Source organism: Ensifer sp. GW101-20A05 (assembly GCF_059424735.1).
This window is the reverse complement of sequence record NZ_JBWKZT010000027.1, coordinates 1-24,251: the sequence shown is the minus strand read 5'-3', so window position 1 is coordinate 24,251 and position 24,251 is coordinate 1. Positions and strand designations below refer to the sequence as shown.

General features: G+C 61.3%; 23 protein-coding genes and 1 pseudogene. 14 read left to right on the top strand and 10 right to left on the bottom strand.

Annotated features, from left to right (window positions below):
* The first annotated feature begins 3 nt into the window (after positions 1-3).
* Genes AC070A_RS33160 through AC070A_RS33145 form a run of 4 tightly spaced genes read left to right on the top strand, consistent with a single transcriptional unit; the run spans position 4 to position 3,006 of the window.
* Positions 4-813, top strand: coding sequence for a GntR family transcriptional regulator (locus tag AC070A_RS33160; RefSeq protein ID WP_156414619.1), 810 nt, complete (start codon positions 4-6; stop codon positions 811-813).
* Positions 810-1,550, top strand: coding sequence for a BtpA/SgcQ family protein (locus AC070A_RS33155; RefSeq protein ID WP_057249667.1), 741 nt, complete (start codon positions 810-812; stop codon positions 1,548-1,550). Before AC070A_RS33160 ends, AC070A_RS33155 begins: the two co-directional genes overlap by 4 nt.
* A complete protein-coding gene (locus AC070A_RS33150; RefSeq protein WP_057249666.1) occupies positions 1,547-2,065 on the top strand; it encodes an ureidoglycolate lyase in 519 nt (172 codons plus the stop codon). Before AC070A_RS33155 ends, AC070A_RS33150 begins: the two co-directional genes overlap by 4 nt.
* Positions 2,062-3,006 (top strand): carbohydrate kinase family protein, encoded by a 945-nt coding sequence (locus AC070A_RS33145; protein WP_492384063.1) that lies wholly within the window; start codon positions 2,062-2,064, stop codon positions 3,004-3,006. The genes AC070A_RS33150 and AC070A_RS33145 overlap by 4 nt, the downstream gene beginning before the upstream one ends.
* A 75-nt stretch (positions 3,007-3,081) precedes the next feature.
* On the opposite strand, the gene AC070A_RS33140 is transcribed toward AC070A_RS33145, so the two are convergent.
* From AC070A_RS33140 to AC070A_RS33120, 5 genes are all read right to left on the bottom strand, one after another.
* Positions 3,082-4,028 (bottom strand): IS630 family transposase gene (locus AC070A_RS33140; protein WP_113132961.1). Its coding sequence is split into 2 segments (ribosomal slippage): positions 3,082-3,680 and positions 3,680-4,028, totalling 948 coding nucleotides; the frame shifts between segments, so codons are not numbered across the junction.
* Positions 4,029-4,167: 139 nt separating this feature from the next.
* Positions 4,168-5,220, bottom strand: a complete 1,053-nt coding sequence (locus AC070A_RS33135; protein ID WP_057249662.1) for a sugar phosphate isomerase/epimerase family protein — start codon at positions 5,218-5,220, stop codon at positions 4,168-4,170.
* Between the two features lie 149 nt (positions 5,221-5,369).
* The gene (locus AC070A_RS33130; protein ID WP_057249660.1) at positions 5,370-6,323 is read right to left on the bottom strand and encodes a substrate-binding domain-containing protein; all 954 of its coding nucleotides are present in this window, start codon (positions 6,321-6,323) and stop codon (positions 5,370-5,372) included.
* A 63-nt stretch (positions 6,324-6,386) separates the two neighbouring features.
* On the bottom strand, positions 6,387-7,397 hold the full coding sequence (locus AC070A_RS33125; RefSeq protein WP_057249658.1) for an ABC transporter permease: 1,011 nt from the start codon (positions 7,395-7,397) through the stop codon (positions 6,387-6,389).
* A gap of 76 nt (positions 7,398-7,473) precedes the next feature.
* Positions 7,474-9,000, bottom strand: a complete 1,527-nt coding sequence (locus tag AC070A_RS33120) for a sugar ABC transporter ATP-binding protein (protein ID WP_057249656.1) — start codon at positions 8,998-9,000, stop codon at positions 7,474-7,476.
* A 163-nt stretch (positions 9,001-9,163) separates the two neighbouring features.
* On the opposite strand from AC070A_RS33120, the gene AC070A_RS33115 reads away from it, so the two are divergent.
* Entirely contained in the window at positions 9,164-10,186 is a 1,023-nt protein-coding gene (locus AC070A_RS33115; RefSeq protein WP_492384064.1) for a LacI family DNA-binding transcriptional regulator, read from the top strand.
* Positions 10,187-10,240: 54 nt separating this feature from the next.
* Here the strand turns inward: AC070A_RS33115 and AC070A_RS33110 are convergent, their stop codons facing one another.
* Positions 10,241-11,161, bottom strand: a complete 921-nt coding sequence (locus tag AC070A_RS33110) for a LysR family transcriptional regulator (RefSeq protein WP_218373600.1) — start codon at positions 11,159-11,161, stop codon at positions 10,241-10,243.
* A gap of 179 nt (positions 11,162-11,340) precedes the next feature.
* On the opposite strand from AC070A_RS33110, the gene uraD reads away from it, so the two are divergent.
* Complete coding sequence (gene uraD, locus AC070A_RS33105; RefSeq protein ID WP_112948336.1) at positions 11,341-11,877, top strand: 2-oxo-4-hydroxy-4-carboxy-5-ureidoimidazoline decarboxylase; 537 nt, start codon at positions 11,341-11,343, stop codon at positions 11,875-11,877.
* Between the two features lie 43 nt (positions 11,878-11,920).
* Positions 11,921-13,264 carry an MFS transporter gene (locus AC070A_RS33100; protein WP_492384066.1) on the top strand — a complete coding sequence of 448 codons (1,344 nt, stop codon included), beginning with the start codon at positions 11,921-11,923 and terminating at the stop codon, positions 13,262-13,264.
* A gap of 198 nt (positions 13,265-13,462) precedes the next feature.
* Here AC070A_RS33100 and AC070A_RS33095 read toward each other — a convergent pair whose 3' ends face one another.
* Positions 13,463-13,636 carry a hypothetical protein gene (locus tag AC070A_RS33095; protein ID WP_255571415.1) on the bottom strand — a complete coding sequence of 58 codons (174 nt, stop codon included), beginning with the start codon at positions 13,634-13,636 and terminating at the stop codon, positions 13,463-13,465.
* Between AC070A_RS33095 and AC070A_RS33090 the strand changes: the two genes are divergently transcribed.
* From AC070A_RS33090 to AC070A_RS33060, 7 genes and pseudogenes are all read left to right on the top strand, one after another.
* Entirely contained in the window at positions 13,568-14,059 is a 492-nt protein-coding gene (locus AC070A_RS33090; protein ID WP_492384409.1) for a sigma-70 family RNA polymerase sigma factor, read from the top strand. The genes AC070A_RS33095 and AC070A_RS33090 overlap by 69 nt on opposite strands.
* Positions 14,052-14,813 (top strand): anti-sigma factor family protein, encoded by a 762-nt coding sequence (locus AC070A_RS33085; protein ID WP_492384067.1) that lies wholly within the window; start codon positions 14,052-14,054, stop codon positions 14,811-14,813. The genes AC070A_RS33090 and AC070A_RS33085 overlap by 8 nt, the downstream gene beginning before the upstream one ends.
* Before the next feature lie 10 nt (positions 14,814-14,823).
* A complete protein-coding gene (locus tag AC070A_RS33080; RefSeq protein ID WP_110881625.1) occupies positions 14,824-15,537 on the top strand; it encodes a Bax inhibitor-1/YccA family protein in 714 nt (237 codons plus the stop codon).
* A 52-nt stretch (positions 15,538-15,589) separates the two neighbouring features.
* Positions 15,590-15,709 (top strand): annotated as a pseudogene (locus tag AC070A_RS33075) (DUF2076 domain-containing protein); the annotation flags it as partial.
* Entirely contained in the window at positions 15,710-15,934 is a 225-nt protein-coding gene (locus AC070A_RS33070; RefSeq protein WP_492384068.1) for a hypothetical protein, read from the top strand. It abuts the pseudogene before it with no gap.
* A gap of 174 nt (positions 15,935-16,108) precedes the next feature.
* Positions 16,109-17,521: a DUF1254 domain-containing protein gene (locus AC070A_RS33065; protein ID WP_492384410.1), complete on the top strand. Its 1,413-nt coding sequence runs from the start codon at positions 16,109-16,111 to the stop codon at positions 17,519-17,521.
* A 24-nt stretch (positions 17,522-17,545) separates the two neighbouring features.
* A complete protein-coding gene (locus AC070A_RS33060; RefSeq protein ID WP_494773633.1) occupies positions 17,546-19,099 on the top strand; it encodes a DUF1254 domain-containing protein in 1,554 nt (517 codons plus the stop codon).
* 1,044 nt (positions 19,100-20,143) lie between these two features.
* On the opposite strand, the gene AC070A_RS33055 is transcribed toward AC070A_RS33060, so the two are convergent.
* The 3 genes from AC070A_RS33055 to AC070A_RS33045 form a co-directional block, all read right to left on the bottom strand.
* Positions 20,144-21,223: an ABC transporter substrate-binding protein gene (locus AC070A_RS33055; protein ID WP_492384070.1), complete on the bottom strand. Its 1,080-nt coding sequence runs from the start codon at positions 21,221-21,223 to the stop codon at positions 20,144-20,146.
* 148 nt (positions 21,224-21,371) lie between these two features.
* Positions 21,372-21,737 (bottom strand): hypothetical protein, encoded by a 366-nt coding sequence (locus AC070A_RS33050; RefSeq protein ID WP_058327889.1) that lies wholly within the window; start codon positions 21,735-21,737, stop codon positions 21,372-21,374.
* A gap of 75 nt (positions 21,738-21,812) precedes the next feature.
* Positions 21,813-24,251 (bottom strand): type I secretion C-terminal target domain-containing protein (locus AC070A_RS33045; RefSeq protein ID WP_494773632.1); only part of this gene is annotated, 2,439 nt, incomplete at its 5' end.

Here is a 24,251-nt window from a genome sequence, read left to right as displayed (position 1 = left end):
GCCTTGACCCATCCTTCCATGCCAGACGCCTCCACCATCGCAGCAAACGGAAACCCGGACGACCGGCTGGCCCGGCTGCGCCTCGATCTCTATTCGAGCGAGCAGCTCTACCGGCAGCTCTATCGGGCGCTCCGCGCCGCGATTCTCAGCGGCGACTTCTCCGAAGGGGAAGCGATTCCCTCGGAGAACCAGTTGCGCGACCAGTTCGGCATCGCCCGAACAACGGTGCGCAATGCGATGGCGCTTTTGGTTTCGGAAGGTCTGGTTCAGCAGATTCGCGGCCGCGGCACGATCGTCTCGCACCGGCCGATCAGCCACAACATCTGGAATTTCGGCAGCTTCACGGAGCTTGCCCGCCGCCAGGGCCAGCGCCCAGTGACGCGCGTGCTGGAGCACCGGGTCGAAAATGGCGAACTCTTACTGGTGCGCGCCCGCGGGCTTGCCAATGGCGATACGGTGAGTTGGCTGAACGTCGACACATCTCAGCTTGATCTTGCCCTCTATCCGGGCATCGACCGCTACGATTTCGCGGCGCAATCGCTCTACGAGGTTTTGCGCCGCGACTATGACCGCCACCCCTTGCGTTCGGAATTGCTGCTCAGCGTCGTGCCGCCTTCCGACCGCCTCAGGGAGGTCTTTGCTCCGGCGCCTGACGTGCCGGGCTACCTTTGCGCCAGCGGGGATGTGCTCGATGCCGACGACCGGTTGGTCGAGCGCACGTCGATCGTCTACTCGCCGGCCGTCCAGATGAAATTTGCAACGCGCTGGGGGCGCGAGACCGCGCCGCACGGTGCGCAGGAGAGCAAGACATGAGCCGCTTCGGCGACACTTTCACGACCCCAAAACCCATTCTTGGCATGCTGCACCTGGCCGGTGACGGCCCCGCGGCCAAGCTTGCCCAGGCCGAGGAAGAGGCCCGCATCATGGCCGGCGAAGGCGTGGACGGGGTCGTGGTCGAGAACTACTTCGGTGGTGCAGAAGACGTCGAGCGGGTGTTGGACCGGCTGTTCGGGTTCGACCTCGGCACCCGCATCGGCGTCAACGTGCTCAGAGACGATGCGCGCGCCTTTGCCCTTGCCAAAACGTACCCCGTTTCCTTTGTCCAGGTGGATTCTGTCGCCGGCCATCTGCCGCCGGGAGCGGACGAAGCCTTCGAAGCCGAACTCGCGACACGCCGCGAGGACGTTTCGGCACTGTTGTTCGGTGGCGTTCGCTTCAAGTACCAGCCCGTTCTGTCCGGGCGACCGGAATCGGAAGATGTGCGCATCGGCGCTTCGCGCTGCGACGGGCTGGTGGTCACCTCCGACGCCACCGGCCAGCCGACAGACATGGAAAAGGTGGCGCGCTTCCGCGCCGCGACCGGTGGCGCGATGCCGCTCCTGATCGGCGCCGGTCTCACCGAGGCCAATGCCGCCGAGCAACTGGCCAAGGCCGATGGCGCCGTGGTCGGGAGCTGGTTCAAGCACGACCATAAGGACACAGGCCGTGTCGAGGCAGCCCATGTCGCCGGACTGATGCGCGTCGTGCGCGCCATCAGGAGCGACGCATGAGTGCGGCCGACTCCGTTTTCGCCCGCCCGGTGACCCCGGACAATTTCTCGCGATACGGCAAGGTCTATGACCTGACCGGCGACACCGATCCCAAGGTGGTCTGGACCGCCGGTGATGGATGGAGCGACGGCTTCACGAAAACATCGTTGATCGATGGTGCCGGCCATCTCGGCGTCACGCGCGGCGGCAGCGCACCGTGGCACTGCGGCGCTATGGAGCGGCATCCGCAAACGGAGGAGGCGATCTTCTGCTTCGCCCAACCGGTTGTCCTCGCCGTCGCTCCCGCATCTGACGCCAGGGCGCCGGACCGGAATGAGATCGAAGCCTTCGTGATCGCGCCCGGGCAGACCGTGGTGATGGACCGCAACGTCTGGCACGACGCCTGCCGAGGTGTGTCGGGACCAACCCCCTATTACTGGATGGCCGTCTGCGGTCTCGGCGAAAGCCCTTGGGTGCCGGTTGCCGGTGGCCCGAAGCTGGTGCAAGCCATTCCAGGCGAAGGACCAACCGCATGACATGCTTCTTCATCGGCGACGTCGCACTCGACGAATACTACACCGCCGATCGCTGGCCGGGCCGAGCCGACAAGGGCATGGTCAAGGAACTCCCGGCCGAGGCCGGTGGCTCCATTGCCAACGCCGCCGTGGTGCACGCTGGCCTTGGCGGTGAAACGCAGTTCATCTCCCTGCTCAACGACAGTCCCCTGTCGCAACGATTGATCGCCGATTTGAAGGACAACGGTGTCGGCGTTGATCATATGCTGATCGATCCCGCCATTCCGGAATCGCGCAATTTCATCTTCCTCGTCGACGGCGAGCATGTCGTTCTGACGGTCGAGATGGGCGAGCAGCCGATGTGGCTCGGCGCCGCTGCCCTCGATGCGTTGCGCCAACCAGGCTTTCTCTACACGACGCTCTATCGCGCCCGTCGTCTGCATGCGCGAACGGATCAAGGCGTGGTCAAGCAAGCCGACCTTCTTGCCGATCTCCGCCAGCACGGCCGCCGCGTCATCTTCGATCTCGACGTCGGTGGATGCACGCCGCAGGATATGCCTTATCTCACCGGTGCTACCGTCGTTATCTTCAACCAGGTCGGTTTCCGCGCTGCCTTCGGCCACGATGAAATCACGATAATCAGCGACTGGATGCAGGCGCACGATATCGACTGGGTCGTACGCACCCTCGCTGCGGATGGCGCCGAGGCGCGCAACGGCGACACGATCCTTCGCGTTCCCGGCCTTCCGGTTGACGTCGTTGACGTCACCGGTGCAGGCGACACGTTCGGCGGCACATTGACCTGGTGTTTGTCGCAAGGTCAGACCATCGAAGAGGCGCTGGACTTCTCCGTCGCAGCCGCCTCCCGCTCCGTCACCATCCACGGCCCGCGGGCGGGCAAGGCAGGCCCGGACGATATCCGCCGCTGGCGTGACGACGGGCGCCGGCCGAAAGCTCGGTGAACCGCAGCACAAGATCGGATCGCCGGGGGTTGTAGCTGAGCCCTTCCTTTCCGCACGAATTAGAGCATTTCCCTTTCATGCTGGATCGTATCCGCATGAGTTGAAGTAGTTTCTGCATTCTTTTGGCGCGACGAGATGGACGAGCTTGCCAATCATGTCCCACAGACCAGACACGGTCCGCTCAGCCGCCTTCCTCAGATGTGCCTTGAGCTTGGAGAAGGCCTTTTCGATGGGGTTGAAGTCGGGACTGTAGGGCGGCAGGAACACCATCGTTGCGCCCGCCGCTTCGATTAACGCTCTTGCTGCTGGCCGTTTGTGGCTGGAAAGATTGTCGAGGATCACGACGTCACCGGGTTTCAATGTCGGGACCAGGACCTGAGCGACATAGGCCTCGAACCACTCGCCATTGATCGGACCGTCGATGACCAAAGGCGCGACCATTCCGGTGTTTCGTAGACCGGCGACAAGCGTCGTCGTCTTGCGATGGCCATGCGGGAAACCCATCCGCAGCCGCTCACCTCTGGTGCATCTTCCATGAGTGCGGGCCATGTTGGTCGCGGTCCATGTTTCGTCGATGAACACGAGCCGCGACGGATCAAGATCAAGTTGCTCGTCGAACCACCGCTGACGGAGTTCCAAGACGTCTGGGCGTGCTTGCTCTATCGCGTGGCCAGTCTTTTTTTGCGCGTCTGATTGTGCCGGACAAGGAAACGGTGCAGCGCCGACTTGCTGATGGCGATGCCCTGAGCTGCAAGGGCATCACGAAGTTCGAACAAGGTGCCGTCCCGGTGTTCCTCAAGCCACGACATGATCGCGTCGGCGTTGGCTTCGGTTTTGTACGAATGACGGTCTCCACCCAGCGGACCCGGTCGAACATGGCCCTGACGGACTTGCAGGTTTCGCCACCGGCTCACGCTGGCCGCACTGACGCCAAAGCGCTCGGCAGCCTCCCGGTGCGACGCTCCGGCTGAGACGGCGGCAAGAACACGTGCGCGAAGATCAACGGAAAGGGCTTTCGACATTATCTGCCGACCTCCATCGGCAGAAAGTTTGAATCAGAACCCATCTGATTTGCAAAGCCCAAATGATTCAATCAGTCAGGGAAACGCTCTAAAGGGACGGCTGGACGTCACGACCTGCCGGCGAGGGGCTGAACCTTACTCAGATCCCCAGCATGCGCCGGTTGGCGGCCTCGTCGGTGCCGCCGCCGGCAAAGTCGTCAAACGCCTTCTCAGTCACGCGGATGATGTGGTGCTTGACGAAGTCGGCACCCTCGCGGGCACCATCCTCCGGGTGCTTCAGCGCGCATTCCCATTCGACCACCGCCCAGCCGGAGAAATCATTGGCCGCCATCCTGGAAAACACCGCGCCGAAATCCACCTGGCCGTCGCCGAGCGAGCGGAACCGTCCGGCCCGGTTGACCCAGCCCTGATAGCCGCCATAGACGCCCTGGCGTCCGGTCGGGTTGAACTCCGCATCCTTGACGTGGAACATGCGGATGCGGTCCTTGTAGATGTCGATGTTGTCGAGATAGTCGAGGCACTGCAGCACGTAGTGCGAGGGGTCGTAGAGCATGCAGGCGCGGGCGTGGTTGCCGGTGCGCTCCAGGAACATCTCGTAGGCGATGCCGTCGTGCAGGTCCTCGCCCGGATGGATCTCGTAGCAGACGTCGACACCACAGTCCTCGGCATGGTCGAGGATCGGTTTCCAGCGCTTCGCCAGTTCGTCAAAGGCGGTGTCGACGAGGCCGGCCGGCCGCTGCGGCCAGGGATAGACGAAGGGCCAGGCAAGCGCGCCGGAAAAACTCGCCATGGCGTTCAGCCCGAGGTTCTTCGAGGCGGTCAGCGCCAGCTTCACCTGTTCCACCGCCCATTGCTGCCTTGCCTTGGGATTGCCGCGCACTTCCGGTGCCGCAAAACCATCGAAGGCCTCGTCATAGGCCGGATGCACGGCGACGAGCTGGCCCTGCAGATGGGTGGAAAGCTCGGTCACCTCGACGCCGTTATCGCGGGCCTTTCCGGCAAACTCGTCGCAATAGGTCTTCGAGGTCGCTGCCTTCTGAAGATCGATCACCCGCGCGTCCCAGCTCGGGACCTGCACGCCTTTGTAGCCGCAGTCCGCCGCCCATTTGGTGATCGCATCCCAGGAATTGAACGGTGCCGCATCGCCGGCAAACTGCGCAAGAAAGAGCCCTGGCCCCTTGATCGTCTTCATCTCTCGTCTCCTCCGAAAATGTGCCGGGCAATCGAAAGGCGCCGGCGATGCCCGCCTGGGGCTCAAGACGACACGACCTGTGATTTCAGGTGATCGTTGTGGGATGGCAGCCCGCGCCGACCGCGGGCCGCCTTTCAGTCAAGCCTGGATCAGAACGGCGAATCCGGGAAGTAGAAGTCCTTGGCATTGTCCTTGGTCACCAGCGTCGCGTCGATCGTGTAGACGCCACGGACCGGAACCTGGCCGTAGAAGTTGGCCACGGTCATCTCAAGCGCAGTACCGACCATTGCCGGCGGGTAGAGCACGTCGACCGGGATCATCTTGTCGCCGTCCATGACCTTCTTGATCATTTCCTTCGAGCCGGCGCCGGCAACGACGTATTGGATGTCGGTGCGCTTCGCCTGCTCGATGGCCTGCAGCACGCCGACGGCCATGTCGTCGTCCTGGCACCAGACGACGTCGATCTTCGGGTACTTCGTCAGGTAGTCCTGCATGACCTTGAAGGCATCGTCGCGGTTCCAGTTGCCGTACTGGCGGTCGAGAACCTTGACTTTCGAGCCTTCGATGCCCTTGTCGAAGCCGTCCTGGCGCTGCTGGTCGATCGGGATCGGCAGGCCGCGGATGACGACGACTTCGGCTTCCGGCGTCGTGGCCTTGATATATTCGCCCGCGACCTGGCCGAGCGCCGGGTTGTTGCCGGCGACGTAGAGATCGCGCACGGAGTTGTCGTTGACGCTCGGCGCACGGTCGACGAGCGCGACGAAGGTTCCCTTGCCCTTTACTTCCTTGATTGCGTTGACCAGCGGATCCGGATCGGTCGGCAGGATGACGAGAGCGTCGATGCCCTGTGTCTCGAGGTCCTGCACGGCGTTGGCCTGGCTTGCCGGATCGGGTGAGGTCTTGACGATGACGTTCAGGCCCGGATTGCGTTCCATCAGGATCTTGGCGACGCGCTCGGCATGGAAGACCACGCCGGCCGTCCAGCCATGATCGGCAGCCGGGATCGAGACGCCGATCGTCACTTTCTTTTCTTCCTGCGCGTGCGACACGCCAGCGAGTGCGGTCATGGCCGCGAGGGTCAGGCCGAATAGCTTATTACGCATTAAGTTCCTCCCAAATATCAGGTCAGCCTGTTTGAGGCCGGGAGACCTGTGGACCCGGCCGTCTCACGATTTCCGAACCAGCGAGCGCTGGACGAGCATCGCAATGATGATGATCGCACCCTGGATGGCGCCGATCAGGTATTCACTGATGAAGTTGGAGAGCAGCATGATGTTGCCGACCAGTTCGAGGATGAACGCACCACAGATCGTGCCCCAGACGCGACCCGCGCCGCCTTTGAGCGCGGTGCCGCCGACGACAACGGCGGTGATTGCCTGTAGTTCCCAGAGAATGCCAGTCGTTGCCGACGTCGAGCCGAGGCGCGGCACATAGAGGAGGACGGCGGCTGCCACGCAGAGCCCCTGGATCACGAAGGCGACGGTGCGGACGCGGTTGACGGAAATGCCGGAGTAACGCGCAACGTCACGATTGGAGCCGACGGCGACGACGTGGCGACCGTAGCGCGTGCGATAGAGGATGAAGGCCGCCACGGCCGTCACCGCGAGGATGACGACGATCGGTACCGGCAGGCCGAAGATCGTGCCGAAATAGGCGGGACGATAGATTTCCTGGAGCTCTGGCTCCTTAAGCGTGATCGCGCCGCCCTGCGACAACCAGGTCGTCAGTCCCCTATAGATGCCCATGGTGCCGAGCGTCGCGATGAAGGGTTCGATCTTGCCGACCGTGGTGATCAGACCATTGGCAAGACCACAGAGTGCGCCGGCGACAATAGTAAACAGGACCGCCGCCAGAAGCATGAGCACCGGATCGGCGATGACCCCGGAGTTCATGAACAGGATCATCAGACTGGCGATGAAGGCGACCATCGCCCCGACGGAGAGATCGAGATCGCCCGACGAAATCACGAAGGTCGCTCCGACCGCGATAATGGCGATGAAGGCGCTGCGGGTAGCGACGTTGGCGAGGTTGTTGATGCTGATGAAGTTGGGATTGACCAGCGCCCCTACCAGCAGCAGCAACGCCAGTGCGACGAATGGCGCCACGGCCCTCAGATCGATGTCGCGCCAGCTGCGGCGACGAATTGCGCCCTGACTGCCTTCCTCGTTTACGCTCATATCCAATTGAACCTCCGTCCCACCTGTCGGGAATCTTGTTGTTCTCGGCATCTGCGCAGGATGCGCCGCGGCCGCCTCAGGCCGCCGTCTTCCTCTTCAATCCTGCGGCGTAGCGCATGATCTCCTGCTCGGAGATCTCGTCCCCCTCGAGAATGCCGGCGATATGGCCTTCGCGCATGACCACCACGCGACTGCATAGGCCTATGACCTCGGGCATCTCCGATGAGACGACAATGATCGAGCGACCGTCCCGGGCGAGCGCCGAGATGAAGTGGTAGATCTGCTGCTTGGTGCCGACGTCGATGCCGCGGGTCGGCTCGTCGATGATGATGATACCAGGGTCGGTTTCCATTACCTTGGCGAGAAGCAGCTTCTGCTGGTTGCCACCGGACATGCGTCCGGCGACAATCTTGTCATCCCTGACGCGGATGTCGAAGCGGCGGCGCGCCTTGACCAGAGCCGCCTCCTCGCTTCCCGGATCGAGATAGCCGAGGCGGCTATGGCGACCGAGCGACTGCAGCGTCAGGTTCGCCATCATCCCGGCATTGAGCAACAGCCCCTTGGCTTTCCGGTCCTTGGTCATGTATGCGAGACCGGCCTTGTTGACCGCGTGCACGTCACCGGATGAAACCGGCTGGCCACGAACGAGAACCTCGCCGGACACACGCGGGCGCAATCCGACGATCGCCTCCATCAATTCCGTCCGACCCGAACCGATCATCCCGGAAAAACCGAGGATTTCGCCGCGGCGGACCTCGAAGCTTGCGTCCCTAACGTAGCCTGTTGAGACCGAACTGACGCGCAGCACGACCTCCTCGTCGAAGTCGGGTTCGCTTTTGGCGGGATAGAGGCTCGAAAGCTCACGGCCAACCATCAACTGGGCGATCGCCTCGCCGTCGAGGATGGAGGTCGGCGATGTCTTGATCCATTGGCCGTCGCGCAACACCGTCACGCGATCGGTGAGTTCCATGACCTCGTCGAGCTTGTGCGACACGAAGACGAAACTCGTTCCCTTGTCGCGCAGCTTGCGCACCAAGCGGAACAGAAAGTTCGTTTCTTCGCGAGAAAGGACGGCGGTCGGCTCGTCCATGAAGACGACACGCGCGTCACGGCTGATAGCCTTGGCAATCTCCACCATCTGCTTTTCGGCGATCGACAGCGAGCCGATCATCGCGTTCTCGTCGACATGGGAGCCGAGGAGATCGAGAACGCGGCGCGTTTCCGCGCGCATGAACTTGCGGTCAAGCACGCCGAACCTGGTCACTTCGCGGCCGAGAAACAGGCTCTCGGTGACGGTGAGATGTTCGGCCAGATTGAATTCCTGATGGATGATGACGATGCCGAGCGCTTCGGCCGCACCGTTTGCCGGGAGCTTCACCGACTGGCCGTCGAGCAGGATCTCGCCCGAGGTCGGTTGCTCGAAGCCGGACAATATCTTGACGAGCGTGGATTTACCGGCGCCGTTCTCGCCCATCAGCGCGTGAATCTCGCCCTGGCGCAGCTCGAAATCGACGCTGAAAAGCACCTGCACGCCGCTGAAGGATTTACTGATGCGGCGCGCAGACAGCACGACGGGAGCCCCGTCGACAACCTCCGTGGTCATATTCCCCTCCCTGCGGCCTCCACCGCTTTTTCAATGATGTAAACCTTTACACTGCCCGATGTAAAGGTTTACATCATGCTTGTAAGACAATTTTTTCGGCCTGCGCGTTTGACCGTCAGGCAAGTCTGTGTAGTGTCTCGCAACAAAGCCCGAGGCCAAGCGAGTGTCCGATTCCACCCCCGCAACCATCGAAGATGTCGCACGGATCGCCGAAGTGTCGATCGCGACAGTTTCGCGGGCCATTCACATGCCGGAGAAGGTTGCCAAGTCCACGCGGCTGAAGGTCAACCAGGCTATTGCGCTGACGGGCTACACCACCAACGCCATGGCGCGCAGCCTGAGGCTGGGGCGCTCGAACATGATACTCGTGGTCGCGCCCGATATCGGCGATCCGAACTTCTCCAGCATTCTGGTTGGCCTTGAAAATGAAGCGCGTGCCCATGGCTACGGCGTGCTGATCGGGCATACCCAGAATGATGCCCAACGCGGGTTGGAATATCTGAAATTCTTCAACTCGAACCAGGCGGCCGGCCTGATCCTGTTTACCGGCATTCTTCCTTTCGGCCATCAGGAGGTGACGCCGCGCCTGCCGCCGACAGTCGGTGTCTTCGAGCCCGTCTTCAACGGAGGCATTCCCTATGTCGGCGTCGACGACGTCGAGGGCGCGCGCAAGGCCGTTGATCTTCTCATTTCCGAAGGGCATCGGCGGATCGCATTCATCGGAGACTCCCATACGCGCCTTGCCTATGGCCGTCGTCGGTCGGGGTACGAGGCCGGACTTGCCGCGGCCGGCATCCCCCCGAACCGCCGCCTTATCCTCGAAGGCGACGGAACGGTGGAAAGCGGCAGGCTGGCGCTGGAGCAGCTCTTCATGCGCGACGACCTTCCGACCGCCTTCATGTGTGTCAACGATCAGACTGCTCTTGGTGTCGCGCTTGGCCTCAAAGCGCGCGGCTATGAGATACCGGATCAGTTTTCGGTCACCGGCTTCGATGACGTCCCGCAAGCCAGTTTCATGACCCCTTCCCTGACCACGATCCGCCAACCACGGACCGCGATCGGCAAGCAGGCGATGGCACTGCTTCTAGAGATGCTTTCGAACCGCACCCCTTCAGAAACGGAGATCCTGCTGAGGCCCGACCTGGTGGTCCGCAACTCTGTTGGGCCGCCGCCGACACGGCGATGAAGGATTGGGCGCGACTGTCCGGTTACTCCGAGAGCAGCCACTTCGTTCCGAAATCTAGCTGATGATCCTGTTGCGCGCCTGCATGATGATCTCGCGCAGCCACCGGTGCATCGGCGAATGATGCGAGCGGTCATGCCATAGCATGTGGAAGACCATTTGCGGGAACTCGATCGGCGGCTGGCGTACGACGAGCGGCAAAAGCCCCGCAAAGTAGCTGGCAAAATGACGGCTGGTGGAAAAGATCAGGTCCGACTGCAGCAAGAGGTACGGAGCGGTCGTAAAATAGGAAAGCGCCACGGTGCGCGCCCGGCTGACCCGGAGGCTCGACAAGTGGGTTTCGACGACACCGCGATGGGCCATCGAATAGGCCACCGGCACGATATGGGCGGCCGCCAGATAGTCGGCGTCGCTGAATTCGCCCTGCGCCAGAGGATGGCTATCCCGCATCAGGCAAACGATGTCGTCCTGCAGGAGGATCGAGCGCTTGAGATAGGCGGGCGGAGACGGCCAGTTGCCAATGACGACATCGACGTCACCCCGGGCAAGCGCCCCCTCGAAGTCGAAGTCGGGACCGAGCGCCCGGATCACGAGGCTCGCATTCGGCGCCTTGCGCCTGATCTGATCGACAATTTCCGACAGGAACACCGGCGCCATGTAGTCCGGCGAGGCGATCGTGAAGCTGTGATTGCTTGATGAGGCGTCAAACGGCGCCGTGGCGTCGACCAAGCCGGTGAGATCGGCCAACAGGGCCTGAGCGCGCGGCAAAATCGCCAGAGCGCGCTCCGTCGGGACCATTCCGTCACGGCCGCGCACAAGCAATTGGTCGGAAAAGATCTCGCGCAGCTTGCCAAGCGCTAGGCTGACCGCCGGCTGGGATTGCTCCAGCTTGACCGCGGCACGCGTCACACTGCCCTCGGCCATGAGCGCGCAGAACACCTTTAGGAGATGTGCGTCAACGGTATCTTCTTTCGACATCTGATTTTCAGAATAGCCAACAAAATCCGGCAGGGCGAGCCGGCCAATAGGTCAACACCACCTTTTATTCGTCTGGCTAATAATGGGTATTTGCCTACCCGCGTTGACCAAATCGCCCCCACCGAGCACCGTTCGCATAGGAAACGCCCCGATGCGGCGGCTCAACTTCAGGGCAAGACATGCTTGATATCGACGCGATCAACCAAATGGACTGCGACGCGTTCGTCGCCTACCTCGGTCCTGTCTTCGAGAATTCGCCTTGGGTCGCGCAGCGCAGCTGGCAGAAGCGGCCGTTCGCCGACGTCGAGGCATTGCATGGTACGATGTTCGGCCAGATCCTGGCCCGTGACACGGCGTCCAAGGTCGAATTCCTGGGCGCGCATCCAGACCTTGCCGGCAAGGAGGCCAAGCAAGGCCGGATGACCGCGGAGTCGACCGTCGAACAGGGAACGGCCGGGCTCGACAGCCTGGCGGGCCACGAGATGGCGCTGATCGACGATCTGAACCGCCGCTATCGCGCCCGGCACGGCTTTCCCTTCATCGTTTGCGTTCGCCACTACACCAAGGCCGGCATCTTTGCCGAGTTCAAGCATCGCATCGGACGGGAGACCGACGCCGAGCTTGCGGAAGCACTGCGGCAGATCGCAAACATCAGCCGCTATCGACTAGGCGCTCTCGTAAAAGAGGCGCAGGAGGTTATCACGCCGGCCGCATAGCGGCCGGTATCCTGAAATGGGCTTATACGGGAGGTAGTCCACAATGGCATCGGCAGCACATGCGGGGCATAGAGGCGGCTCACCCGCCGCGAACCCTGAAAATCTCGAGTCGGTCTACCGCAAGGTGACATGGCGGCTCCTTCCCTTCCTGATGTTCCTGTGGATCCTGGCATGGATCGACCGGGTCAATGTCGGTTTCGCGAAGCTCACCATGCTGCAGGACCTACAGTTCAGCGAAACCGTTTATGGCCTCGGTGCCGGCATCTTCTTCCTCGGCTATTTCTTCTTCGAGGTGCCGAGCAACATGTGGCTTGAACGGATCGGCGCCCGCGCCACGATCGCCCGCATCACCATCGGCTGGGGCATCATCTGCGTGCTGATGATGTTCGTCACCCAGCCCTGGCAGTTCTATACGCTGCGGTTCCTGCTCGGCGTGTTCGAGGCCGGCTTCTATCCCGGCATCATCCTCTACCTGACCTATTGGTATCCATCGCTGCGTCGCGCCAGGGCCTTCGGCCTCTTCATGTCGGCCTCGGCTCTTGCCGGCGTCATCGGCGGCCCGCTGGCAGGCACAATCATGACGCAGCTCGGCGGCGCCAACGGCTGGGCCGGCTGGCAGTGGGTGTTCCTGCTCGAAGGCATCCCGTCGATATTCGCCGGCATCGCCACCATCTTCTATCTGACCGACAAGCCTGAGAAGGCGCATTGGCTGACCTCGGAGGAAAAGGCCCTGCTCATCCAGGACATCGAGCAGGACAAGAAGGCTCTCGGCCATCGTGAGCACAGCGTGCTCAAGGCGCTGAAGAACCCGACCGTATGGAAATTCATCGCCATCTATTTCTGCATCATCATGGCGAACTCGACGCTGACTTTCTTCGGCCCCTCCGTGGTGCGAGAGATCGGCTTCTCCAGCCCCGCGACGGTCGGCTGGATCATGGCAGCCATCTATCTCGGCGGTGCTGCGGGCATGATCCTGAACGGCATTCATTCCGATCGCACCTCGGAGGTGCGCTACCACTGCGCCTTTGCAGCACTCGCGGGTGCCACCGGCCTCATGGCCCTGGGCTTTGTCCTTCCGGCCAGCGCTGCCCTGTCGCTCGCTGCCCTGGCGCTTGCGATCGTCGGCACCATGTCCGCAATCCCGGTCTTCTGGCAGATGCCGAACCATTGCCTGGCGGGTTCGGCTGCAGCGGTCGGTATCGCGCTCATCAACTCGGTGGCGAACCTCGCCGGCTTCGGCGCCCCCTATCTCATGGGCTATCTGAAGGACACGACCGGCGTCATGACCCACGGGCTGTGGCTGGTGGCTGCCGTCGAGGCGCTGACCTTCGTGCTGATCGTCGGTTTCGTCAGCAAGGTCAGCCGGCAAACGCAGCAGCCTGCGTAGAACAAATCCGACAAGACCTCGCGTCTCGCGGTTGTAACAGGACGAGAAATTGTATCGGATCATCACGGCTTTGCTCGATGGTCCGATATTGCATCTGCGGCGCGCACGACACGTGAGAGGCCGACACGGGCCAAGGATTTCGGCAGGCCCAATCTGCCTGCGGCCGGCAGGTCCGGTGCCCGGTCTCGACGGTAATTCTCAGATTTTTTCATATTTTTTTCCGCGCAGTGGATGAGAAACCGCGCTCGCTCCGTATATGCGGGTATGGATTCGAAGAAAGGCGCCTTTGATATTATTGGGCAGTTGGCTGCGCTGCGGCGCTATGCCCGCTCGCTTGCGCGCAATTCGCCGGACGCCGAGGATCTCGTTCATGACGCTCTCCTGAGAGCCTACGAACGACGCTCGACTTTCCGGTCTGGAGCGAACCTTAGAAACTGGCTTTTCGCGATCGTTCGCAACACGCATATCGACCGCTTGCGATCCACGATCTCTCGTGGCCAGCGTGACGACCAGACGGCGCAGGAAGCCGGATCGTCTTACCCCGCCCACCAGGAGCACAGCGTGCGGCTGGCTCAGGTCCGCGAAGCGTTCATGCTGCTTCCGCAGGAGCAGCGCGAGGCCTTGCATCTCGTTGCCGTCGAGGACCTCTCCTATCAAGAGGCTGCCGACATACTCGACATTCCCGTCGGGACTTTGATGTCGCGCGTCTCCCGCGCAAGAGCGAGTCTGAGAGACTTCGAAGACGGAACGAAAAAGCCCAACCACCTGAGGCTTGTCGGAGGCGATAATGACTGACGTCGACACGATTATCGATACCGATCTCGATGCCTATGTGGACAACCAACTCGATGCGGCCGGTGGGCTTCGGGTTGAGACTTGGCTTGCAAGGAATCCTGATGCGGCGGCTCGCGTCATGGCTGACCTCGGAATGCGGACCACGCTCAAGCTGGCGATGACATCGGATGTCGTTGCCGGACGCCCCGAGACGCGCGAGGCGGCTCGCCGCCTTTCGTCGGGATTGGCGAATGCGCGCGTGTGGAGTTCCCTGCAGAAGGTGGCGGCGGTCGGCTTGATGATTTCGGTAGGGTGGATTGCCCATTCGTCCGTCGGTCCGAGCGAAGTCAATGCCTCGGCCCATCCGCCGGCTTTCGTGGAATACGCCATCCGCGCGCATCAGACCTCGCTCGTCAGGGCGGGAATGCCGTCACAGCCGGAAGTGCAAACCTACGACCGGAACGACATTCGTGCCGCGACCGCCATCGTCATGCCGGAACTTCCGAAGGACTGGAACGTCGTCGACGTCCAGGTGTTCCCCTCGGATTTCGGGCCCAGCGTCGAGACGAGCGTCAAGACCGATGCAGGCACACTCATATCACTCTTCGCCGGCAGGCCCGGTCACTTCGCGGTCGAGCCCGTGAAGGACCTCAATCTTTCCAACGCCGAGGCTGCCTGGTGGCAGGTCGGCGAGGTCGCCTATGCCGTCGTCTCAAGCACGCCGGATATCGGCCTCAGCGATGAGGCCGAGCTTCTCAAAAACTCACTTTACTGAGGAAACCTTCATGTATTCGAACCAGAACCGCTTCGGCGGCATGAGCCAAGCTTCGGCCGCGGCCCTCGACGAGGGCCTTCGCCAGCATATGCTGCGCGTCTACAACTATATGGGCCTCGGCCTTGTCGTGACGGGCCTTGTGGCCTTCATCGTCGGCACGACGCCGGCGCTCTACGTGCCGATCTTTTCCACCCCGCTGAAGTGGGTGGTGATGCTAGCGCCGCTCGCCTTCGTCTTTTTCTTTTCATTCAAGATGCATACGATGTCGGCATCCTCAGCGCAGATGACCTTTTGGGCCTTCTGTGCCGTCATGGGTCTATCGCTCGCCTCGGTCTTCCTGGTCTTCACCGGAGCCAGCATCGCCCGCACCTTCTTCATCGCTGCCACGATGTTCGGTGCGACGAGCCTCTACGGCTATGTGACGAAACGCGACCTGGCGAAATTGGGCTCGTTCCTGATCATGGGCCTGATCGGCGTAGTGATTGCCTCGATCGTCAACATCTTCCTCGGCTCGAGCGCTCTTCAGTTTGCCGTCTCGGTAATCGGTATCGTCGTCTTCGTCGGCCTGACTGCCTGGGATACGCAGAACATCAAGGAGCAGTATGCCGACAACTTCGACCAGGAATCCCAGCAGAAGCTCGCCGTCTTCGGCGCTTTGTCGCTCTATCTGAATTTCGTCAACATCTTCCAGTTGCTGTTGAACTTCACTGGCGAGCGTGAGTAGTAGTCTCCGCAGATAGCAAGGAAGACATCTCAGGGATCGCAACGAACAACAGGCCATTGACGGCCTGTTGTTCAAGCTCGCCCATGTTGAACACCAATCCGGCCCGCGCGACGCTCAATCCGACCATTTCATCCAGGAGCGGATCGGCCAGCAGCCGGGTGCACCCTATTAAATGGCACAGGCGATCGTCGTGCAGGAGCTGGCGCTGGAGGCGGCTCAATGCCGCATCGAGGAACTGGTGGAGCAGACCGCGCAGAGCCAGCAGCGCGGCGGCTTCTTCTCCTCCATGTTCGGCAGCAACGCCGCCCCCCATTGCCAGGTACCGAAATCCGCACTCAGCTTCCATTTTGCAGTCTGCACTTCCCCAAAGGGCAATATCGGTTCGACGATCTCTTAAGTACGTTTAGCGTACCGCGGGACGGGTTGCCGATGCACGTCCAGTGTCCTCCTCACAGAACCGAGGAATTCAAACATGTCAATGAAGCCTTGCGGAACCGACCAACGCCACCACCGGTTCGGGGAAATTGACCGTCGGTCTTTTTTCCCCTTGCTGGGCGCCGGGGTCCTCTTGATGCTGCCCGGAAAGGCTTTGGCGCAACAAGTCCCCATACCCACAACCGCCGCTCAGGTTCCCGGCCCGCCGAGCGGCACCGCCATGACCACGGCCTACGTGCAATCGGTGGGGCGCATTGCGTATCTGTGGGGCTGGCCGCTGGTCAACAGCATCAATCGTGCCAGAGCGTTCGCCGAAGCGCCCGAACCAGGCTTGATTGGCGGAGTGGTTCCAATCGCATTCAACGGAAACTCAATGCTGACCGGGTATATCAGCCCGGACCAGACGATCATCGCCTGCCCGAACCAGGATGTCGCGTATGGTGCCGGCTGGATGACACTGGACAAAGAGCCGATCGTCTTCCAGGTACCGGATTTTGGCGATCGCTTCTGGGTCTACGCGCACTATGACGCGCGCACCGACGAGTTTTCCGAAATCGGCAAGCAATACGGCACCAAGCCCGGCTTCTACCTGATGGTCGGCCCAGACTGGAAGGGCGAAACGCCAGCCGGCATCACGGCGGTGGTGCGCTCCTCCACGTCGCTTGCCTTTGTCATTCCGCGCATCTTCATCGATGACAGCGCGGAGGATCAAAAAGCCGTCCAGCCGTTGCTCAGCCAGGTCGTCTATTACCCGTTGTCGGACTTCGACGGGAAGATGAAGATCAAGGATTGGAGCAAGCTTCCGCATTTTCCGGCACCGAAATCTACCGGCAAAGGCGAGACCAAGTGGGTAAACCCGGAAACCTTCTTCGACGAGTTACCTGAGGTGATGAAACAAGTGCCGCCGATGCCGGGCGAGGAGGCCCTCTACAAGTGGATCGGTAGCGTGCTGGACGCGGCCGCCAAGGATCCTGCGATCAAGAAGACGCTTGTGGAAATTGCTGTCGCCGCCGAGGGCGAACTGATCTCACCTTTCCTTAAGTGGGCCAATAACGGTCGCCCTGTCGGCAATGGCTGGAATTCGCCAATAAACAACGCGGAGTGGGGAACCGACTACGTCAATCGCACGGGCACCTCCAAGTCGAACATGTACGACAACCGGCCTGAGGAAACCAAGTACATCTACACGGACAACGACAACGAGGGTGCACAACTCAACGGCCAAAACGTCTATACGATCACCTTTGCCAAGGGCCAGACGCCGCCGGTCAAGGGCTTCTGGTCGCTCACCCTCTACAATGATGTCCACCTGTTTCACCCCAACGCGCTGAAGCGCTATTCGCTGGGCACGAAGAACAAGACCCTGAAATACGACGCGGACGGCTCGCTGACGCTTTACGCCAGCGCCAAGTCGCCGGGCGCGGACAAGGAAAATAACTGGCTGCCAGCGCCCGAAGGGACGTTCTCGCTCTACATCCGCGCCTATTGGGCCGACACGGCGATCCTCGACGGCACCTGGACTCCGCCGACCATCACGGTGGCGAACTGAATCGACCAGACAGCGCGAAGGGTCATGACAGTGACAAACACTCGCCCACTCAACCTCCTCGTCGCCGCGCTGGCTGGCGCTCTGGCGATGAACGGCCTTGCTACGCAGGCTTTCGCTCAGGAGACCTCCTTCGATAAGTTGGCCAACCTCCCGTTCGCGGAAGGCCGGCCCACAAAAGAGACCGCGCAGACCTTGCGCGACGAACTGCTCTTCCAACGGGCGACGCAGACCTATCTCTGGGCGCTGCCGTTGATCAACACCCTTGGGATGCAGGTCGGGTCGGAAAAGACATTCGGCGCCGGCTACAACATCCTGCCGATCTGGAAGAAGAGACTCGACGCCAAGACGCTGGTGACGACTCCCAACTCCGACCTCCTCTACGCGATGAGCTACGTTGACTTGGGCAAAGATGGGCCGGTGGTGATGGATGCCCCACCCATGCTGCAAGGCATCCTGTTAGATTATTGGCAGCGCCCCATCCCGGTCGATGGTGGCAAGTTCTTTGGTGATGTCGGGCTGTTCGGGCCGGATGCCGGTAAGGGCGGCAAGTTCTTGATCCTCCCACCCGGTTACAAAGGCGAGGTGCCGAAAGGCTACTTCGTTTACCGTTCCGGGACCAACAACGTCTTCATCTTCCTGCGCGGGTTCTACGAAGACCCGAAGAATCTGACGCCGGCCGCCGCGCACCTTGAAAAGACGAGAATCTATCCACTGAACGGCGAAAGCGGCGCCAAGGCGATGAAGTTCCCCGACGCCTCTGACATCCCGGTCAACATGCTGCCGATGAGCGATGGCAGCGTCTTTCAGCAACTCAAGCTGTTCGTGGACTCGGAGGGCGACAATCTCGCCGGTCCGGATTGGCTCGGCATGCTGGCGGCGATCGGCATCGTCAAGGGTCAGCCGTTCACACCGGATGCGCACGTCCGCGAGATCCTCGATCGGGCCGCGAAGACCGGTTACAAGATGAGTCGCGTCATCGGCTTCGACGAAAAGGTCAGTGGCAACTCCTATCTCATGTATTCGGACCGCCGCTGGGTAAATCCATTCCCAGACGGGACGCCCACCAATCCAACAGGCACTTTGAATCTGGCCTGGGAAAATGTCGCTGGAACATATCCATATCTGGACCTCGATGCCCGGATCTGGATGTTCACCAACTATTACTCGATCAGCCCCGGGATGGTGTCCAAAAGTCCGGGCGCAGCCGCCATGTATGTGATCGCTTTCACCGACAGCGAGGGCACGCCCCTGGTGGGCGGCAGCAGCTACCGCCTGAATCTGCCGGCCAACATCCCGGCCCGCCTGTTCTGGTCGGTGACGCTCTATGAGGCGGAGAACGCTTCGGGTCTCGCCAATGGCCAGCCGTTCCCTTCGCTTGGTTCAAAGGACAAGCCGGCGCAGAACGCCGACGGCAGCACGGATATCTTCCTCGGACCCCAGGCACCCGAAGGCAAACAAGGCAACTGGCGCGCCACCGTGCCGGGCAGAGGATACTTCGCCATCCTCCGGCTCTACGGCCCGACCGAACCCGCCCTCGACAAGAGCTGGGTCCCAGGGGACATCGAGAAGGTGGATTGAAGGGCCGGAATGGGGTTGAGACGCGACAGGTCTACTTCAAGCACCCCGTCGAGTTTGATTTCAGATATGACGGCCTTAGCTTCGCGACGCTTGCCTTCAACAACATGGCGGCATCGGTCGTGGCGGCACGGGGACGCTGACGGTCGACGGCAAGACGGTCGCGACGCGGGCGATACAACGAACCGTATCGCTCATCCTGCCGGTTGATGAGACCTTCGACATCGGCTCGAAGACCGGCACCCCGATCGATGACCGTGATTATCAGGTTCCGTTCTTGTTCACCGACAAGCTCGAGAGGCTGACGATCTCAGTCCAACCTCCGAAGCTGACACCGGACGACCAGAAGAAACGCATGGAAGCCAATCAAAGCGCACAGGATGCAAGGTAGTCTGTGACGTCACGAGGGCCGGTTGGGCCCCGTCACTGATCTCACCAGTCTGCAACGAGCCCCAAAACGCCGGCGGGGAAGGAATCGAACAGGGTGCCCGCCAAGAGCGGTGTGAGTTCGAAGTGCTGTTCCGGTTCTACGGCCCCGAAAAGCCGCTGTTCGATAAGACGTGGAAGCTCGGCGACATTGAGGAAGTGAAGTGATCTCCGCCTCTACGGCCCGACCGAACTTGCCTTCGACAAGAGCTGGGAGCCAGATGAACTAAGCGTGCGGAAGATTATGCATCCCAATCCAAGTGAGGGAAGTCCTTCAGCCTCCTTGGACAGCGCGATTCCAAAGGTCACTCCTTCTTGCTCGAGAATCGTCGATCCGCGCAGCTTGCCAGACTTCAGCGCTCCTAAGTCAAAATGACCACCGCGCTCGCGCGAGGAACATTCCGGTGAAGGCAGGTCAGAAAAAGGCTAGAGCCGGCGTCGCCGACCTCCTATTTCGGGAACAAGAACGTGACCACTGCTCGAACTCCCCATCCGTCGGGCCCGTTCTCCGGCGAGTCCGCCCAGTAGCGCGCGCCGACGCCAAACCTCACAGGCTGTTCGTCAAGTCCGGATGGCCGCGCCTCAGGCAGGTGAACGGAGATTAAGACCGGCGCTTGCGCTTCAGAACGATCGCGGCGCTGGATCCATGAGTTTCACGCTGCCGGAGGTGACCTGGTAGACCGCGCAGGTTCGCTCGACGGAACCATTCTTTTCGAAGCGGAAGGCTGCTGCCGCGCCGATGAAGCCGTTTGGAGACCGAAGGCTCTCCTGCGTGATGGCGGTCTCGCCCTGGCTGCGCACCAGGCCGGCGGCAAGCGCGATTACGTCGAAGCCATAGGCCGCATCGGTGCCTGCGGCCCGCTCGTATCGATCGAGATAGCGCGAGGTCATCCGGGAACCGTTTTCCGGGCCGAACAGACAGAGATGGCTGCCCGCGAGCTCAGGGCGCTTGTAAGCAGCATTTGCCCAGCCGGAACTTCCGACGACCATCGCGTTCGGTTTCAGATAGCCGTTGGCCTTCAGTTGCGACAGCGCACCGACATCCGGATCCCCCGAGCCAACCAGGAGCACGCCGTCCGTGTCTTTCAACGTGGCCTTGGAGGCCGCGTCGCCGGTGAATGCCGTGGTCCCCGTCGCGGCGACGAGCGCCGGTTTGATGCCATAGCCGGCAAGTCCGCGATCGAGCCTTTGCCGCTCGGCGGCGGAGACATCGCTCGGCAAGAGCACGACGAGTCGCTTGCGCCCGGACGCCACCGCATAGGATGCCCCCTCGACGGCGCTGTCGATGCGGTCGGACACGAAAGCGAAAGTGCCGGCCGGCCGCTCGGCGCCGTTGCCCCGCAGGACCAGAAGCGGCGCGCGGGAGGAGCTGAGACCCTGGCGCACGGTGCTGACAGGAACGTCGGCGACCGACAGCGCGACGAGCGCGACGTTCTGGCTGGCAAGCCGCTTCGCCGCCTCTTGAATCTGCTGTGGCGAACCGTCGGTATTTTCGACCAGCAACGAGAGCTGGCCGCCACCCACCTCGTCGATGGCGAGCGACGCGCCGTCGCGGATATCGCGTTCGCGTACCGTTTCGCCTGACGGCGCCATCAATGCCGTGATGAGCGCGATCCGTGTTGCGCCGCTGCCGAAGGTTTCCTGCGGCTTTACCGCATGTTCGGCCGCGCGCCGTGCGTGCCTCGCCTGCGGCGATTCCACGTCGAGAACATCCTGGGGCGTGGGTGCGCCTTGACAGCCCGCAAGTGTACCGAGTGCGAGGACGCCGAGGACTAGCCACTGCCGACAGCACGACATCCGCCTGGCCGGTGAAACGACAGCGTGGGACATGACGATCAAACCGACTGTCTCAATTCATGAAATTCCGCATCTTGGAGTAGAAACAATCGCATTTGGCGATGTAATCCTCGTCGCGCCAGTTGGACTGCAGGTAGCCATAGGCCTTGCCGCAGGCAACCTTGGTCTCGGACGCCCAGACGAAAGTCGGCCGCGTCGAGGAGATCCAGTGAGGATCGTCGGCGACAGCGATCGCCTCGTCCATGCGCGACACGACCTCCTTGGTCAATGTTGCGACATCCTGATCAACGGTGAGCGAGGATTGGCTGGCTTCAGCGCACAGCCGCGCGGCTGGCGCATAGTCGACGATGAGATCGGCCGCGAAACCTGAAACGGGCATAAGAGCGACCATCGCCCCCACCAGCATGCTTCTGATCATGAAAAGGCTCCCCCTGGAAATGCGGTTCCCGGATGATTACCGAGAACCGCTGAACTGTCGAGATCGATGTTGCGCTTATGAAACGTCCTGTGTCTTCGGCGCACCGTTTTCGGTGAACAGGATCTTCACCACCTCGGTCGAAACGTGGAAGTCTTCGAGCACCGCGACGGTGTGCCACCCCGAAGCATTGCCAGCGCTGCCATCGGTGTCCACCTGCAGATTGGCGTTCTGACCGTCCTGGACCACCTGGACAAAGTTACCGTCGAGGTTCGTGCCCGTTGGCAGATTGCCGAGCAGAGCCGTCAGGTCGACGCTATCGCCTTCGGTGTAGTTGTAGTCGGTGATGACGTCATCAATGCCGGGGAGCAAGGAGTCTGCATCGATCGCGAAGGTGTCGCTGCCCCCGCCGCCGGTCATCCTGTCGGAGCCGGTCCCACCATAGAGCGTGTCATTGCCGAGCCCCCCATCTAGGATGTCGTTGCCAGCATTGCCGTAGAGCTTGTCGTTCCCGTCAAGGCCTACAAGGGTGTTGGCTAGGGCATCGCCTGTCAGAACATCGTTGTACGAGCTGCCGATCAGGCCCTCGATCGACGTATAGCTGTCGCCGGCTGCTTCGCCGGAATTCCCGGCAGGTGCTGTAAGGCTGGCAACAACCCCGGCTGAGGCCGATTGATAGGAAACTAGGTCCACGCCGCCCGCACCGTCGAAACTGTCAGACTGTGATGTGGCGGCAAAGACTTCCGCAGAGGCACCGCCGGTCATCGTCTGGTTTTCAGGCTGGAGGGTCAGATCGATCGATGTGCCAGCAGCTTTGTCGCCATCCGCATCGACGAGTTCTACGGGAATGGAGATGCTTACTGGATCAGTCGCCACAACCGCGCTACCTAACCCTGTGAGCGCAAACGTCTGTGTCGCGTTCGAGAATGTACCAGTGCCTTGACCGTAAGAAACATCAAGAGTTGTGTACTGATCTGCGGTGTAGACAGCAACGGTGGTATTATCGACGAGACCCTCAACTGTGACCATGTTCGTCACAGTGTTCCGCGTTACCCGATAGGCAATGCCATCGACTATAATCGATTGCGAGTTCCCCGTTGAGAAATCAACGACGACCGTGTCATCCGTGGCGGTGGCAGTTCCGCCGGAGTGTTTGATGACCATTCTCGTGATCGCTTCAGATGTACTATTGTCGATGCGATTGTCTTCTGTGGGGTGGCCGAAATCATTGTCGTCCGAAGCCATGAATACCGCAGTAGAACGACCGTTGCCTATCCCGCCGAATTTGACGGAGGCGCCATTGACCAGATAGTGCTCGTCGAACGCATGCCCCGGCGAAGTCGGACTATAGTTACCACTGCTGCTAGGGGTTCCCGTTAGATCCGAAACGAAGTTGAGTCGGACGCCTTCTCCGGAACCGATATTTTGGCCTCCGCCGCCCCCGGACACACCAAGGGAGGTGGCATTGCCATTGACTTTTGTGCCCGAGGCACCGATGGGAGTGATAAGAAGGTCAGGTGAATCATCGTTTTGGGGGCTGTTTATTTGTCCATTGGGCACGAATCCGACCCAGTTGGTGTTCCCGCCAGAGAACGCGTAGTTCCCGCCATTGAAGTTGACATTGCTGGCTGAATCGACCTTCCCGTACATCGTGACGGTATAGCTGTCGTTCGCCGTGGCTAGGCTACCATCCTGGTTTAGCTCAACCTCAAAGACCCACTTGGTGTTGTCTGCCGCACTGACCGAAGAGGTGGTTGCGATCAGACTATTGCCGGAGACGTAGTAATAGATCGCCGCACCACTCGACGTGTATCCACTTTCGGAGCCGTGGAGTGACGAAGCAAACCGTACGGTTCCAAGCTGATCAGCGCCGACATTATCGTCAACGTTGCGGTCTACGTCGAGATAGGCGGTCGCCTCACTCCCTGCCTTATTCGTCAGGTGCAAGTGGTCCGGATCGATAGCGGTCGGCACGTCGTCGATGATCTCGACATTGAGCGTTGCACTGTTGGTCGAGCCGTCCTCGTCCGTCACGGCGACGGTGAAGTTGTCGAACACACCACCGTCGGTGCCAGCCGAAGCGTGCGCCGTGCTGTTGTCCTGCAGCAGGTAGCTGTAGGTGAAGGTCGCGCCCGTCACGACGCCATTGACCGTCGTCGGGGTGTAGCCGGTGATCGTCAGAAGCCCGAGCGCCGTGTCCACCGTCGTGCCGACGGCAAATGTGCCGCCCGTCACCACCGCAGTGCCGTTCACCGTTAGCCCGGAAAGCCCATCCGGCGTCGTCACCGAGAAGCTGCCCGTCTGTGTCAGTGCCGCCGCATCCGGCGACGAACCGTCGGCCAGGTTCTTCTCATAGACGGTCTCCTCGGCGCCAGCCGCAAGCCCGTTCACACTCACGCCGTCATCGGCGCCGTTGATCGTGATCGTCAGCGTCGTCGGCGACTTGTCGCCGTCACCATCGGTGATCTCGTAGCTGAAGGTCTCCGTCAGCGTCTGGTTCGCCGCAAGACCCTGCAC